Genomic DNA, 14,261 nt, shown 5'->3' with positions numbered 1-14,261 from the left:
GGAATGCCGCCGTTGCCGCATTCGCGGCAGGTCAAGCAACCTAACGCGGCAAGGTGTCGAAACCGCGCCGCCCAAGCCGCCGGTCTGTAACCGGCGCGTGAGATCGCGAGGAGAGAAGCCCATGTTGCAGAAGTTGAAAATCAGGACCACTGCCGGTCGCGGCCGGCTGTTCGACAGCATTCTCGACACCGTCGGCGACACGCCGGTCATCCGTATCAACAATCTCGGCCCCGGCCACGCGACCATCTATGTGAAGGCCGAGTTCTTCAATCCGGCGGCGTCGGTGAAGGATCGGCTGGCGCTCAACATCATCGAGGAAGGCGAGCGTAGCGGCAAGCTGAAGCCGGGCCAGACCGTCGTCGAGGCGACCAGCGGCAACACCGGTATCGGCCTTGCCATGGTCTGCGCGCAGAAGGGCTACCCGCTGGTGGTGACGATGGCCGACAGCTTCTCGATCGAGCGCCGCAAGCTGATGCGCATGCTTGGCGCCAAGGTGGTGCTGACGCCGCGCGCCCAGAAGGGTTTCGGGATGTACAAGAAGGCGGTGGAACTCGCCGACGCCAACGGCTGGTTCCTGGCGCGCCAGTTCGAGACGGAAGCCAATGCCGCCATCCACGAGGCGACCACGGCGCGCGAGATCATCAACGATTTCGCAGGGTCGCGCCTCGACGTGCTGGTCACCGGCTACGGCACCGGCGGGACCGTGGCCGGCGTCGGCCGGGTGCTGCGCCGCGAGCGGCCGGATGTCCGCATCGTGCTTGCCGAACCGGCGAACGCGCAGCTTATCGGCAGCGGCAAGCCGCAGGAGCGTGGCCAGGGCGGTGCGCCGTCCGCCAGCCATCCGGCCTTCGAGCCGCATCCGATCCAGGGCTGGACGCCGGACTTCATCCCCAACGTGCTGCAGGAGGCGATCGATAAGCGCTACTATGACGATGTGGTGCCGATCGCCGGCCCGGAAGGCATTAAATGGGCCAAGGCCCTGGCGCAGCAGGAAGGCCTCTTCACCGGCATTTCAGGCGGCGCCACCTTCGCCGTCGCGCGCCAGATCGCGGGCACCGCTCCGGCGGGCTCGGTGATCCTGTGCATGCTGCCCGACACCGGCGAGCGCTACATGTCGACCCCGCTCTTCGACGGCATCGAGGCTGAGATGGATGCCGAGGAGACGGCACTGTCGCGCTCGACACCAGGCTGCCAGTTCGACGCCTGAAGACAAATCGCGGCGCTGCTGTCCACTCGGATGGCGGCGCCGCGCGACGATCCAGGAATGATCGCGGGGGAGCAGCGAATGGACACTATGCAGGAAACAGCGGTGATGGATGAGACGCTCGACCCGCCAGACTGGGCCGAGATGCAGGCCCTGTCGCATCGGATCGTCGAGGATGCCGTCGCTTATCTCAAGGATGTCCGGGACCGTCCGGTGTGGCGCCAAATGCCGGTCGAGGTTCGCGCCTTCTTCTCGGCGCCGCTGCCGCGCTCGCCGGCACCGATAGCCGACGTCTATGGCGATGTCGCCCGCAACGTCATGGCCTATCCGATGGGCAACATCCATCCGCGCTTCTGGTCCTGGTATATGGGGTCAAGCAATTTCACGGGCGCGCTGGGCGATTTCCTGGCGGCGATCCAGGGCTCGAACCTCGGCGGCGGCAATCACGCCGCCGGGCTGATGGACAGCCAGGTGGTCGACTGGTGCAAGGAGATGGTGGGCTTCCCGGCTTCGGCCAGCGGCACGCTTGTCAGCGGCGGCTCGATGGCCAACCTCATCGGTTTGACCGTGGCGCGCAATGCCAAAGCAGGCGTCGACGTGCGCGAAAGGGGTGTCTGGGCGATCCCAAAACCGTTGCGCTTCTACGCCTCGGACCAGGTCCATTCCTGCCACCGCAAGGCCATGGAAGCGCTCGGCCTCGGCAACCGGGCGCTGCGGCGGGTCTCGACCGACGCCGATCTGCGCATCGATGTCGATGCCCTCAAGACCGCCATCGCGGAAGACCGCGCGGCAGGTTTCAAGCCGGCTTGCATCATCGGCACCGCAGGAACCGTCAACACGGGCGCGATCGACGACTTGCGGGCGCTGGCCGTGTTGGCGGCAGAGGAAGACCTCTGGTTTCATGTCGATGGCTGCATCGGCGCCCTGATCGCCATCGCGCCTGAAAACAGATCGCTCGTCGCCGGCATCGAACGCGCCCATTCCGTCGCGCTCGACCCGCACAAATGGCTGCACGCGCCCTTCGAAGCGGGCTGTGCGCTGGTTCGCGACGCCGTCGCCCACCGCAACGCCTTCGCCGTCACGCCGGAATATCTGGAATCGACGCCGCGTGGCCTCGCCTCAGGGCAATGGCTGCACGACTATGGCCTGCAGACATCGCGCGGTTTTCGCGCGCTCAAGATCTGGATGTCGCTCAAGGAGCATGGCATCGAGAAATTCGGGCGGCTGATCGACCAGAACATCGCCCAGGCCGGCTATCTGACCGAGCTGATCCGGGTCGAGGCGGCGCTCGAGCTGACGGCGCCGACCACCATCAACATCGTCTGCTTCCGCCATCGCCTGGACGGCGCCTCCGAGGAACAGCTCAAGTCGTTCAACACCGAAATCATGCTCAGGCTGCAGGAAGAAGGCATTGCAGCCGTGTCCGACACCACGGTGCACGGGCAGCACTGCCTGCGGGTCGCGATCACCAACCACCGCACCCGCCGCGACGACCTCGATCTCCTGCTGCGTGAGACGCTTCGCATCGGAGCGGAAATCAAGACCGCGGCGCTACCAGACTGACGAGAGAGCGCCAAGACATGTCATTCCGGGAGGCCGGCTAGCCGTAGCGCCTCGACATATTTGGCGAAATATTCTGGCCTGATCTGCCCTACCCGATGCTTGAGGTTGGAAAGCTTCAGTTGCGGGTCGAGCTCCAGCGAGCGCGCGATGTGCCTGCTCGCGGCATCCAGCCTGCCGGCCATGGCGTTGCTGGCGGCCGCCACACGCAGGCCGGTGAGATAATAGGGCTGCGCGCGCGACGCCGCCTCGGCGAGCGGCCAGGCGGCGTCGTAGCGGCCGGCCACGAAGTGAGCGAAGGCAGTGAAGGTCTGCATGAAGAAGGTCAGCGGATCGAGCGGGCTCAGCCGCCTTGCCCGCGACATGTGCTCGATTGCGATGTCCGGGTCGTCATGGCAGGCCTTGAGGCAGCCGCTGGCGCTCCAGGCGGCTGCGCAGTTCGGGTTGAGCACGAGCGCGCGGTCGGCCAGTGCCGATCCGGCCTCGTAATCGCCGGTGACATAACCCAGCGCCAGGCCGCTGAAAGCCAGCGCCACCGCATCGTCCTTGCCGGCGATAGCCACGTCGCCGACCAGCCTGGATACTTCGGCTGTTTCCTTCTGCCGGTCGGCCATCCAGCCATTCGCCATGCGCCAGAAATAGCACCAGGCGGCAGCGCCTTCCGCAGCGGCAAAATCGGTGTCGAGCTGGATGGCCCTGTAGAACTGTGGCAACGCCTCCTCCAGCCCTTCTCTCGTCCAGCGGTAAAGGCTCGCCATGCCGCGCAGATAGTGGTCATAGGCGTCGAGGCTCTCGGTGGGCTTGCGCTTGGCGCGCGCCATCTCGGCCTGCTCGAGTCTGGGTGAAATTGCGCCGATGACACTGGAGGCAACGAGGTCCTGCAGTTCGAACACCTCCGAGACATCGCCTTCGAAGCGGTCGGCCCACAGATTTACTCCCGCCGACGCCTCGATAAGCTGACCTGCCACCCGAAGCCGGCTGCCGGCCTTGCGGACACTGCCCTCCAGCACATAGCGCACCCCGAGCTCGCGTGCCACGCGGGTGACGTCAACCGCCTGGCCCTTGTAGGCGAAGGCGGAATTCCGCGCGATCACGAACAGCCAGCTGACATGCGACAGCGCCGTCGTGATCTCCTCGACAACGCCGTCAGTGAAATATTCCTGCTCGGCGTCGCCGCTCATGTTCTGGAACGGCAGGACCGCGATCGACGGCTTTTCCGGCACCGAAACGACAGGGCGAGGCGCCTTCGCTTCCAGGCGGGAAAGTTCGGCCTCGGGCTGGCCATAGTCGGCTATCGAACCCTTCAGCTCCATTGGCGCCTCGATGCGTTCGATCAGCGCCCGCGTCGCTTCCTCAGGCTCGACACCGAGCTCGCGCTTGAGCGCTTCCTTACAGGCCAGGAACTGACGAAAGGCGTCGTTGGTGCGGCCGTGGCGGCGGAAGACGCGGATCAGGGCGCGGTGGGCCTGCTCGGCGCATGGGTCGGACGTCACTAGCCGCTCAGCCAGTCTTTCGCAGGCCTGCTCCTCGCGTTCACCGAGTTCCGGCAGGAGGCTCAGCCGTTCGGCCAGGTCCAACGCCTTGCGGGTGTAGTTCGCCCGAAGCGGCGCAAGCCATTCGTCGATTTCGCCGGGGGATGGCAGTCCGTCGAGCAGGTCACCCCGGTACAGGTCGGCAGCTGCCGCGAGGCTCGCGCCGTCATCGGCCTGGCAGTTCCGGTCGAAAATCCAGATGTCGGCCTCGTTGTCATTCGCCACCACCCAGATGGTGTCGGCATTGCCTTCGATGCGAATGGCCTCGTTGCCGGTGGACGGAAACAGCCGCCTGATGTCGACCAGGGCCTGGCGCAGGCTGTTTCGCGCCTGCTGCTCGCCGCTGCCGGTCCACAGCATCGCCGCCACCTTCTCGCGGCGAAGCCCTTTCGGGCCGGCCAGAACCAGCGCGGCAAAGAGCAGCGACGTCTTGCGCGTCGCGAAGTGCAGAGGTTGCCCGCCTGCGGAGACAACCTCGATGCCGCCAAGCAATCGAATGTACATCCGGGGCCCCGTGAACAGCGTTAAGCAGAATACCATGTCCCGCCGCCGACTTAACGACGATTTTGCGGGCTTTTTCCTGCGGTTTCACGCCTGGACGAACGTTGCCAAAGCGCGCCGATGAGACACTGCCCTCGTGAGTTCGAACGAGGGAGAATGACAATGACCTACATCAACATCAGAACCTGCCAGCCGAGCACCCGAGTTGCCGGCACGCTCGCCGCCAAGATCGCGTTAATCTTCGCCGGGTTCCAGCGCCGGTATCAGGACGCCATGCAGCGCAGGGCTTTGGCCGGTCTGTCCATTTCGGAGCTGAAGGATTTCGGCTATCCGGCCGATGAAGCCCCCGCGGATGCTGCGGCGCGCAGCCGCACCGCCGGGCGCCGCCCGCTGCGGTGAATCCGTCGCTTCTCCCGGAATTCAGGCCAGCGGCGCGCCCGGCAGATAAAGCGCAATCGGCCGGATCTCGTAGACGGCGGTGGGATTGACGCGCCTGAGATCGCGCGCCACCGCTATCGCCTCGTCCTGGTTGGCGCAATCCAGCACATAGAGGCCCAGCAACTGCTCCTTGGTCTCGGCAAAGGGGCCGTCGATCACCATGCCGTCGCCCGGACCGCGCAGCGTGACGGCTTTCGCCGTCTCGCCCAGCCTTGCCGCCGGGCCCAGCTTGCCGGCGCGGGTCAGCCTGTCGTTGATCTCGAGCAGGTCTTTCATGACGGCTGCATCCTCGTCGGGCGTCCAGGACTGGACGGTCTCTTCGACGTGATAGGCAAGGATTGCGTAGAACATGGTTCGGTTCCTCGTGCGGGGATCCGAAAATCAGAATCGAATTTTTGCGTCGCTGACCTTCGGTTCGGTAAGGGTCATGCACCAAATTGAAGTGCTACGGCGTCCCGCGTCCTGGAGGATGCACGGCGCTGTAGGACGGGCCGCACTATCACAAGGATGGCGCGGCTGATCCAGTCCTCTGGAGCAGCCGGGAAAGCGCTTGCTGACTCAAGCTGCCAGCGGCAGGCGCAGCTCCGTCAGCAGGCCGCCGCCGGGATGGTTGGAAAGGCTGATCTCGCCGCCGGCGCCGCGGGCGATGTTGCGGGCGATGGTCAGGCCGAGGCCGAGCCCGCCGGTCTCGCGGTTGCGCGACTGTTCGAGGCGCACGAAGGAACCGAACACCTGATCCAGCTTTGCCTGCGGAATGCCCGGCCCTTCATCGCGGATGCTGAGCGTGATTGTGTCGCCAGAGCGCTGCACGCCGATATGCGCCTTCTTGCCATAGGTGACGGCGTTCTGGACTAGATTGGTGATGCAGCGGCGCAGCGCCACCGGCCGCGCGATGCAGACCAGGCCGCGCGAAGGCGTGGCGTCCTCGTCGAACGAAGCGTCCTCGAACATGTCGGCGACCGCCTCCACCAGCGACCAGAAGTCGATCCGCTCGGCCTTTTCCTCGGTGACCTCGAATTTGGCGAAGTCGATCACCGAGCTTGCGATGCTCTCGATGTCGGCAAGGTCATGCGCCAGCGCTTCACGGGCCGGCGATTTGCGCAGCAGCTCGAGACGCAATCGCATCCTGGTCAGCGGCGTGCGCAAATCATGCGCCAGTGCCGCCGCCAGGTGCTCGCGGTCCTCGACATAGTCGCGCAGGCGCGTCTGCATGGCGTTGACCGCCTTTGCCGCAGCGCGGATCTCGCGGCTGCCGGTCTCGGCGATGGGCGGGCTTTTGAGGTCTTTGCCGATGCGGTTCACCGCGGTCTCCATCATGCGATAGGGTGCGGTCAGCCGGCGCAGCGACCAGATCGACATCACGATGATCAGTCCCGCTATCAGCGAATAGAGCGGCAGGCTGTCCCAACTCAGGATCGGCCCAGCCGGCGTGATCGGCTCGGTGAAGTTCAGCCACTGGCCGTCGGAAAAGCGCAGCGACGCCGTCAGCTTGTCGCTCTGGGCGAAATCCGCGGCCAGCACCAGCAGATCGCGCTCGACCTGGCCGACATCCTTGTTCATCACCTGACCGTCCGGGACATCGGCTTCCTGCGTTGCCGGATCGCGCCGCACACGCGCGTCGGTGATGCCGAACTTGGACAGGCGGCCGACCAGGATGTCCTCCAACTCGGCTAGCTGGTCATCGCCGGCGATCGAGGAAGTGACGGCGGGGCTGTCCGAAACGGTCAGTGCGTAGGTGGCATTGAACAGACCGGAAGCGGTCGTCTTGCGTTCTTCAGGCGTGGCGTCATGCATCAGCTGCACCAGCGAATAGGCGCGGTCGTTCAGCCGGTAGAGATCAACCACATCGTTGGCGGCGGCGCGGTCGCGCGCCACGATATAAAGCGTCGCGACCTGGCTGATCATCAGGCCGGCAATGACGATGAGCAAAACCCAGACAGGCAGGGTTTGCGGCAGCAAGCGTCTCATTCGGAGGTCGTTTCGGGCAGAAACTGATAGCCACCGCTGCGAACAGTCAAGATCAGTTTTGGCGTCTTGGGATCGTCCTCCATCTTGCGGCGCAGGCGGCTGACCAGGATGTCGACGCTGCGATCGAAGCTGTAACCGGTGTCGCCGCCGGACAACTCGATGAGCTGCTCGCGGGTGAGAACGCGTTGCGCGCTCTTGACGAAGGTCTGCAGCAGGTTGAACTCCGCCATCGTCAGTTCCACCCGCACGTCGTCGGGCGCCGTCAGCCGGCGGCGCGAGCAATCCATGGTCCAGCCGGCAAAGCGGTAGATCTGCTTGGCTGTGGGCCGCCGCGGCTCGGCCGTGCCGTTGCGCCTCAGCACCGCTCGGATGCGGGCGAGCAATTCGCGCGGATCGAAGGGTTTCGGCACATAGTCATCAGCCCCCATCTCGAGCCCGACGACGCGATCCGTCGTCTCGGTCACCGCGGTCAGCATGATGATCGGTGTCGTGTGATTGGCGCGGATCTCGCGGCACAGTTCCAGCCCGCTTTTACCGGGAAGCATCACATCGAGCACGATCAGGTCGACCTGCGCCCGGCGCAGGATCGACTCCATCTCGGTGCCGTCGGCGGCCACTGTCGTGCGCAGCCCCCGTTTCTGGAAAAACTCCTGAAGCAGGTCGCGTATGCCCTTGTCGTCATCGACGATCAGTATGTGCGAGTCGGATTTCACGAGAACCCCGCGATTTGTGTAGCCAAGCTGCCCTTCTGTGATCACCCACACGATAGAATTCGGGCCACATCTTGGCCAGTGGCGGCGACGTGGGACGGAATGGCTTCCCCAGAAACAATTCAGAAACAAAATTCTACACTCGGGAAAAACTCGTGAAAAATTTCAAGGGCATAACTGGTGGCGTGGCGGTCAGGTCATCGGCTGCGACGCAAGTTTCCGGAGTAACGGGCAAGACCGATGCAGAGGTTCTGGATCAGCGTGATGGGTGCTTTGCTTAGCATGTCGCTCATCACAGCCGCAGTCGGGGCCTCCAACGCAAAGGTAACGCCGCTGACCCGGACCGAGCGCTGCACCAATCTCAACCGTCAAGTTGACGAAGCCCTCGAAACCCATGCCGCGGCAACGCAGGTCACCGCGGCGAAGGCACTTCAAAGAAAGGGAAACCGGTTCTGCGCTGCCAAGAAACAGGCGCAGGGCATCCGGATGCTCGCAAACGCTTTGAAGCTGCTTGGAGTGACACCGATCGACCCGGTTCAGTGACGCTCAACTCCTCGACCCGCATGAAAAAGGAAATGAAGCCATGACAAAGTCCCTCCTCTCCGCCCTCGGCCTCGCTGTTGCTCTCGCTTTCTCGATGCCGGCTGTCAGCAACGCCGCCGCCACGACGACCGCCGCTCCGGCCGCCTCGACCACGACCACGGCTCCGGCCGCTGACGCTACGGCGAAGACCGCTCCGAAGAAGGTCGCCGCCAAGAAGGCCTGCAAGGTGACCAAGACCCACAAGTGCCCGGTCAAGAAGGCCCCGAAGAAGGACGCGAAGAAGTCCTAATCCAGGCTTCGATCCTGATCTTTCAAGACCGCTCCGGCCGAAACCGGCCGGGGCGGTTTCCAGCGGCCGAATCCTGACACCGGCAGCTTGCGCCGCGCCACTTCCTTAACCCGATCGCAATGCCGGTGCCGTAGGACAATCCGCATGAAGAAGCGGCTTTCGTCCATGATGCGCTCGCTGGCTCTCGGCGGCTTGGTTGCCACCGCGGCAGCAAGAGCGCTGATCATCTTGACAGCCAGCCCAGTGCCGGATCCCGCCAGCGGCAGGACCGAGCCGGAACTTTTCGCGCCGGCCATCTCATCGAGCTTCGACTACATCACGCCGGCACAGAGCTGGGTCCTGATCGTGCTGACGGGCGCGACGCTGATCGGCTTCGCCGCCTGGATGATTGGCGCGTTCATGGAGCGCGGTTCCAACATGGACGACGGTGCGTCGCACGATCGGTCGGCAGGGGCGTTGAAGCGCAAACAGCGCTATCCCACATAAGCCTTCATCGTCCCTCGATTCTCCGCCCTCCAGCGGACAAATGGACAAATGCTTCCCTGCCTGAGGAAGTGCAAGCCAGACCCAGTTTCCAACTGGTGAATTCCAATGCCTGAGACCGTCCTTAAACCGCGTACCAAGACGCAGCCGAAGACCGAGCGGCCGAAGCTCTACAAGGTCATCCTGGTCAATGACGACTTCACGCCGCGGGAGTTCGTGGTGACGGTGCTTAAAGGCGAGTTCAAGCTCAGCGAGGATCAGGCGCATCGCGTGATGATCACCGCGCATACGCGCGGCGTCTGCGTGGTCGCCGTCTTCACGCGCGACGTTGCCGAGACCAAGGCCGCGCGAGCAACCGACGCCGGTAAGGCCAAGGGCTATCCGCTGCTGTTCACGACCGAGCCGGAAGAGTAGGGCGGCTCTGCCTCGCCCGTGTCCTGGAGAGGGAAAGCGAGGCCGCCGGCCGAGCAGGGTGAGGGTGGGGGCAAGCGCCGTATTTGATTGTTGCGCGCCGCCCCTCATCCGCCCTTTCGGGCACGTTTCCCCGGAAGGGGGAGAAGGAAAAGGCTCTACCTTCCTTCTCGATACCACATCGAGCCGATGGCCAGGAGCAGCAAGCCGAGGCCGAGGAAGCCGCCGAACAGCGGCACGCGCGAGACGGCCTTCAGCGTGCTGTCGTCGGTGGTGCGCAGCCCGATCCAATCGTTCCCCGATGCCGCCCCCGAGGAGCGGACAGGTACGATCGAAGGCAATGCCACACCGCCGGCAAGATCGCCAAGCATGGAGGATGGCGCGAGCCGGCGCACGCTGCCGCCGGTCGCCTCGGCCGGTGCCTTCAGCCTGTCCTCGGTGGAAACGACATCGGCGAATTCAGGCGCATTGATCGGGCCGACATGGGCAAGCGCGGTGAGGTCGCCGTTGCCGACCTGATAGAGGCCGATCTCGCTGGTCTGCAGGCTGCCCGTGAAAATCCCTGGTTCGGCTTTTTCCAGCTTGACCGTCATCGTCTTGCCGGAAGGCGTGATCACCTGGGCGGGGCCGGGATCGTCGCTCATCGTCTGGCGGCGGATTTCCAGCACCATGCCGCGGCCGTCGGCGGTCAGCCGCTCTTCTTCAAGTTCGGGTTCCTTCATCAGCCAATGGGCGATGCGCCGATAGAGCTGGACATGCGGCCCGCCGCCTTCGAAGCCGCGCGCCCACAGCCAGCCCTGATCGGAAAGCAGCATGCCGACCCGGCCTTCGCCCTTGCGGTCGAGCACAAGCAGGGGGCGGTCGTCGGCCCCTTTCATCACCACCGCGCCCTCGGGATTCTTGACGCCGATGGTGCGGAACCAGCGGCTCCAGCGCGGCGGATCGGCGGCGGAGCCGTCGAGCCCGCGCGTGACTGGGTGGCGCTGGCCGAGATCGGTGAGACGCGGATAGAAGGCCTTATCGACGACCTCGCCGCTCGGCATCGCGGGCAGGGCCGACATCAGCGGCGTTCGGGCGATGGAGCTTTCGCCGGCATATTCGGGGCCGGCGGCAATCAGCAGCGCGCCACCCTTTTCGACATATTCGGAGATGTAGTCGTAATACAGGATCGGCAGCACGTCGCGGTGCTGATAGCGATCGAAGATGATCAGATCGAAGTCCTTGATCTTCTCGACGAACAGCTCGCGCGTCGGGAAGGCGATCAGCGACAGCTCGTTGATCGGCGTGCCGTCCTGCTTTTCCGGCGGTCGAAGAATGGTGAAGTGGACGAGGTCGACCGAAGCGTCGGATTTCAACAGGTTGCGCCAAGTGCGCTCGCCGGCATGCGGCTCGCCGGAGACCAAAAGCACGCGCAGATGATCGCGAATGCCGTCGACCAGCGCGATGGCGCGGTTGTTGGTGTCGGTCAACTCGCCCGGCTCGTGGTCGATCGAAAGCTGGACGATGTTGCGGCCCGCGTTGGGAATGGTGACCTCAAGCTTCATCGGCTGACCGATGGTCGCATGCTCGACAGAGACCTGCTCGCCATTGACCGAGACCCGCACGTCGACCGGGCCGCCCTGACCTTCGGTGGAAAGCACCCGATAGCTCATGTCGAGCGGCTTGCCGACGAGGCCAAAGCGCGGCGCGTTCTCGAAGCGGATGCGGCGGTCCTTCTCGTGCTCGTTGCCCGTGATCAGCGCATGGAGCGGCGCGTTGAATTCCGGAGCGCCGGCCGGCGCGTCATGCACCTCGCCATCGGTGATCATGATGGCGCCGCCGATGCGCGAGGGCGGCACATCGCGGAAAGCGCTTTCCAGCGCGCCGAACAGCCTGGTTTCCGTGCGCTCATCGGCGGCCTCGGATTTGCCGGCCTCGACGACGCGGACGTCGAATTGCTTGAAGCGGCCGAGGCGCTGCTGAAGGCCCGTCAGCGCTTCGTCGGTCTGCTTGGTGCGGTCGCCGATGTCCTGGCTCTGGCTGCGATCGACGATGACCGCGACGACGCTCTTCAATGCCTCGCGTTCCTCATCGAGGAAAACGGGATTGAGCAGTGCCGCGCCCAGCGCCAGCAGGGCGATGAAGCGCAGGACAGAGCCGCGCTGACGGAACCACAGGCCAGCCAGCGCGAGCAGCGCGAGCGGCACGATGACGACCCAGAACAGCGGCCAGGAAACGAGCGGCTCGAAGGAGATCGACCAGTTCATGAACTACTGTCCCAGCCGTTCGAGCAGGACGGGCACATGCACCTGGTCGGATTTGTAGTTGCCGGTCAGCATGTACATCATGATGTTGACGCCGGCGCGCAGCGCGTAGACGCGCTGCATCGGATCCGGCGGCACGGTCGGCAGCATCGGATCGCCGTTCTCGTCGACCGCCCAGGCGCCGGCGAAATCATTACCGGTGATCATGATCGGGGAGACGCCGTCGCCGGTGCGCACGGGACGGTTCTCGGTGTTGCTGGCATCGAGCGAGGCTTCGACCCAGAGCGGACTGCCGTTGAAGCGGCCGGGAAACTCGGGAAGGATGAAGAAGGACTTCGTCAGCACATGGTCCGAGGGCACCGGCTCCAGCGGCGGCACGTTCAGATTGCCGAGAATATCGCGCAGCCGCTCGGTGGCCGGGCTTGCCGAGCCGGCGCCGATGCCGTTGGAGAACTGGTCGCGCGTGTCGAAGAGAACCGTGCCGCCCTGCTGCATATAGGCGTCGATGCGGGCGATCGCGGCTTCGCTGGGCATCGGCGCGGTGGCGTCGATCGGCCAGTAGATCAGCGGATAGAAGGTCAGTTCGTCCTTGGAGATGTCGACGCCCGCCGGCGGGCCGGGTTCCAGCGCGGTCTTCTCGATCAGGAAGCGGGTGAGGCCTTCGAGGCCGGCGCGGCTGATTGAATCGACGCCGGGCTCGCCGGTGATGACATAGGCGATCCGAGTTTTCGAAATGTCCTCGATGGCCTGGGAATCGCCCGGCTTCGAATCATCGGCGCGGGCAAAGTCGGCGTGGCCGAAGAGCCCGCCGAACACGATCAGCAGGGCAGCGGCGGTCGCCGCGGCGCGGCGCGGCCGGCGCGAGAACAGCCCACCCATCCAGAACACGGCAAGCGTGTCGAGCACCATCAGCAAGAGGGCCAATGTGACCAGCGGGCCTTTCAGGTTCTCCGATTCGTCGAAGGCGTAAGCGATGGCCGTCACCGGCAGCGAGACCTGTGGCCGAGCAAGCGGCGTGAATGTGCTCGAGGCGTTGAGCAGGTTATGCGCGAAAACGCCGGTTTCCGAACCGTAGAGGCCGGGCGGGTTTTCCAGCGTCACCGGAAGCGGGCCGGCGGCGGGCACGAGCGGCCGCGCATCGGGTGTCGGCGGCACCAGCGCGCCGTCGGCGCCGATCATGCGATAGGGCGCCAGCGAAGCGGCGGCCGCCTCGGCATTGGCGACCGCGGCGCCCTGGTTGCGCGACAATTGCACTATGCGTCTCAGCATCTCGACGAAGCTGCCGGAGATCGGCAGGTTCGACCAGGTCGCCTCCGGTGTCACGTGGAAGAGCACCAGCGTTCCCTTGTCCTTCTTCATGCCCGTGACCAGCGGCGTGCCGTCGGCAAGCGTCGCCCAGGTGCGCTCGACGATGTCGGGCGTCGGCTCGGCCAGCACCTGCCGGCTGACCGTCACCTCCGTCGGCGGCGCGAGGTCGGCGAACGGGCCGTTCTTCGGGAATTCGGTGACCGGTTGCGGCGTCGTCCACGAAAGCGCGCCGCCCAGCGCACGCTCGCCGCTGCGCAGCCGGACCGGCAAGAGATCATCGTCGTTGCCGGCGGCAGCCAGCCTTGAACCGGCAAAACGCACCAGCGTGCCGCCATTGTTCACCCAGTCGACCAGCCGTTGCCGGACCTGCGCAGGGATGGTGCCGACATCGGCCATGATGATCATCGCCGGCTTCTGGTCGAGAAGCTGCGGAATGGCATCGGCCAGATCGGCGCTCGACGGCTCCACCAGATCGGCGAAAGGCTGCAGGGCGCGGCGAATGTAATAGAGCGGCGACAGCAGCGGCTGCGCCTGGTCTGCCTCGGCCTGCGAAAGCAGACCCACGCGGCGGCGCTTGGAGCTCTCGTCCAGCACGCGAACGGCACCGGCCTGGTGCTCGCCATCGAGAGCTATCGAGGCGAAGTCGTTGCGCAATTCGAACGGTACCTTCATCGTTCCGGTGGCGGTGGTCTGACCCGGCGCGAAGGTCAGAGTCGCGTCGGCGATGCGGCGGCCCTTGTCGTCGAAGGCTCCCGCGGTGACCTGCGCCGGCGCCGGATCGCCCGGCGCGCGGATGGCGGTCAGCGTGAAGCCGTCGACCTGATTGTCGGCGCCGGTCAGGCCGGTGAGCGAGAGCCGGTCCGAGGTAGCCCAGACCAGCCTCGCGGCATTCCTTTCCAGGAGCGTCTTGAACGCCGCTTCATCGCCGGTGGCGGCAAGGCCATCGGCAAGCACGGCGACGCTGGCGCCGGGCAGGCGCTCCAAAGTGGCTGCGACGCGGGCATAGACGGCGTGCCGGTCGTCATCGCCTTTACCGCCGAGAAGCCCAATGCCGAGATCGGCCCCTTCGAT

Annotated in this window: 12 protein-coding genes and 1 pseudogene; 7 read left to right on the top strand and 6 right to left on the bottom strand. The window is 65.2% G+C overall.

The window, feature by feature from the left end:
- The first annotated feature begins 121 nt into the window (after nt 1–121).
- Together P9228_RS12255 and P9228_RS12250 are read left to right on the top strand one after the other, a co-directional pair.
- A complete protein-coding gene (locus tag P9228_RS12255; RefSeq protein ID WP_067326494.1) occupies nt 122–1,207 on the top strand; it encodes a pyridoxal-phosphate dependent enzyme in 1,086 nt (361 codons plus the stop codon).
- Nucleotides 1,208–1,285: 78 nt separating this feature from the next.
- Complete coding sequence (locus tag P9228_RS12250; RefSeq protein ID WP_278053623.1) at nt 1,286–2,767, top strand: aspartate aminotransferase family protein; 1,482 nt, start codon at nt 1,286–1,288, stop codon at nt 2,765–2,767.
- 20 nt (nt 2,768–2,787) lie between these two features.
- Here the strand turns inward: P9228_RS12250 and P9228_RS12245 are convergent, their stop codons facing one another.
- A complete protein-coding gene (locus tag P9228_RS12245; protein WP_278053621.1) occupies nt 2,788–4,800 on the bottom strand; it encodes a BTAD domain-containing putative transcriptional regulator in 2,013 nt (670 codons plus the stop codon).
- A 159-nt stretch (nt 4,801–4,959) separates the two neighbouring features.
- On the opposite strand from P9228_RS12245, the gene P9228_RS12240 reads away from it, so the two are divergent.
- Nucleotides 4,960–5,196 (top strand): hypothetical protein, encoded by a 237-nt coding sequence (locus P9228_RS12240; RefSeq protein ID WP_040996927.1) that lies wholly within the window; start codon nt 4,960–4,962, stop codon nt 5,194–5,196.
- A gap of 21 nt (nt 5,197–5,217) precedes the next feature.
- On the opposite strand, the gene P9228_RS12235 is transcribed toward P9228_RS12240, so the two are convergent.
- The 3 genes from P9228_RS12235 to P9228_RS12225 all read right to left on the bottom strand — a co-directional run bounded on the left by P9228_RS12235 (nt 5,218) and on the right by P9228_RS12225 (nt 7,916).
- Nucleotides 5,218–5,586, bottom strand: coding sequence for a YciI family protein (locus P9228_RS12235; RefSeq protein WP_066994274.1), 369 nt, complete (start codon nt 5,584–5,586; stop codon nt 5,218–5,220).
- Between the two features lie 207 nt (nt 5,587–5,793).
- On the bottom strand, nt 5,794–7,203 hold the full coding sequence (locus P9228_RS12230) for an ATP-binding protein (protein WP_278053619.1): 1,410 nt from the start codon (nt 7,201–7,203) through the stop codon (nt 5,794–5,796).
- Nucleotides 7,200–7,916 carry a response regulator transcription factor gene (locus P9228_RS12225; protein WP_066994281.1) on the bottom strand — a complete coding sequence of 239 codons (717 nt, stop codon included), beginning with the start codon at nt 7,914–7,916 and terminating at the stop codon, nt 7,200–7,202. The genes P9228_RS12230 and P9228_RS12225 overlap by 4 nt, the downstream gene beginning before the upstream one ends.
- 237 nt (nt 7,917–8,153) lie before the next feature.
- On the opposite strand from P9228_RS12225, the gene P9228_RS12220 reads away from it, so the two are divergent.
- The 4 genes from P9228_RS12220 to clpS all read left to right on the top strand — a co-directional run bounded on the left by P9228_RS12220 (nt 8,154) and on the right by clpS (nt 9,642).
- Nucleotides 8,154–8,456: a hypothetical protein gene (locus tag P9228_RS12220; RefSeq protein WP_066994286.1), complete on the top strand. Its 303-nt coding sequence runs from the start codon at nt 8,154–8,156 to the stop codon at nt 8,454–8,456.
- 40 nt (nt 8,457–8,496) lie between these two features.
- Nucleotides 8,497–8,745 carry a hypothetical protein gene (locus P9228_RS12215; RefSeq protein ID WP_066994288.1) on the top strand — a complete coding sequence of 83 codons (249 nt, stop codon included), beginning with the start codon at nt 8,497–8,499 and terminating at the stop codon, nt 8,743–8,745.
- Between the two features lie 144 nt (nt 8,746–8,889).
- Entirely contained in the window at nt 8,890–9,231 is a 342-nt protein-coding gene (locus P9228_RS12210; protein WP_278053615.1) for a hypothetical protein, read from the top strand.
- A gap of 105 nt (nt 9,232–9,336) precedes the next feature.
- Nucleotides 9,337–9,642 carry an ATP-dependent Clp protease adapter ClpS gene (gene clpS, locus P9228_RS12205; protein ID WP_040989718.1) on the top strand — a complete coding sequence of 102 codons (306 nt, stop codon included), beginning with the start codon at nt 9,337–9,339 and terminating at the stop codon, nt 9,640–9,642.
- A 155-nt stretch (nt 9,643–9,797) separates the two neighbouring features.
- On the opposite strand, the gene P9228_RS12200 is transcribed toward clpS, so the two are convergent.
- Together P9228_RS12200 and P9228_RS12195 are read right to left on the bottom strand one after the other, a co-directional pair.
- Nucleotides 9,798–11,885 carry a hypothetical protein gene (locus tag P9228_RS12200; RefSeq protein WP_095801685.1) on the bottom strand — a complete coding sequence of 696 codons (2,088 nt, stop codon included), beginning with the start codon at nt 11,883–11,885 and terminating at the stop codon, nt 9,798–9,800.
- 3 nt (nt 11,886–11,888) lie between these two features.
- Nucleotides 11,889–14,261: pseudogene (locus tag P9228_RS12195) on the bottom strand (DUF4159 domain-containing protein); the annotation flags it as partial.

The organism is Mesorhizobium sp. WSM4898 (assembly GCF_029625845.1).
GTDB lineage: Bacteria > Pseudomonadota > Alphaproteobacteria > Rhizobiales > Rhizobiaceae > Mesorhizobium.
This window is presented reverse-complemented; position numbering and strand designations above follow the sequence as displayed.

Excerpts from the sequence above, each read along its gene's own strand:
- P9228_RS12215 (WP_066994288.1), top strand. The coding sequence starts at position 8,497 with ATGACAAAGTCCCTCCTCTCCGCCCTCGGCCTCGCTGTTGCTCTCGCT.
- P9228_RS12235 (WP_066994274.1), bottom strand. The coding sequence starts at position 5,586 with ATGTTCTACGCAATCCTTGCCTATCACGTCGAAGAGACCGTCCAGTCC.
- P9228_RS12220 (WP_066994286.1), top strand. The coding sequence starts at position 8,154 with ATGCAGAGGTTCTGGATCAGCGTGATGGGTGCTTTGCTTAGCATGTCG.
- P9228_RS12245 (WP_278053621.1), bottom strand. The coding sequence starts at position 4,800 with ATGTACATTCGATTGCTTGGCGGCATCGAGGTTGTCTCCGCAGGCGGG.
- P9228_RS12230 (WP_278053619.1), bottom strand. The coding sequence starts at position 7,203 with ATGAGACGCTTGCTGCCGCAAACCCTGCCTGTCTGGGTTTTGCTCATC.
- P9228_RS12200 (WP_095801685.1), bottom strand. The coding sequence starts at position 11,885 with ATGAACTGGTCGATCTCCTTCGAGCCGCTCGTTTCCTGGCCGCTGTTC.
- P9228_RS12210 (WP_278053615.1), top strand. The coding sequence starts at position 8,890 with ATGAAGAAGCGGCTTTCGTCCATGATGCGCTCGCTGGCTCTCGGCGGC.
- P9228_RS12255 (WP_067326494.1), top strand. The coding sequence starts at position 122 with ATGTTGCAGAAGTTGAAAATCAGGACCACTGCCGGTCGCGGCCGGCTG.
- P9228_RS12240 (WP_040996927.1), top strand. The coding sequence starts at position 4,960 with ATGACCTACATCAACATCAGAACCTGCCAGCCGAGCACCCGAGTTGCC.
- clpS (WP_040989718.1), top strand. The coding sequence starts at position 9,337 with ATGCCTGAGACCGTCCTTAAACCGCGTACCAAGACGCAGCCGAAGACC.
- P9228_RS12250 (WP_278053623.1), top strand. The coding sequence starts at position 1,286 with ATGGACACTATGCAGGAAACAGCGGTGATGGATGAGACGCTCGACCCG.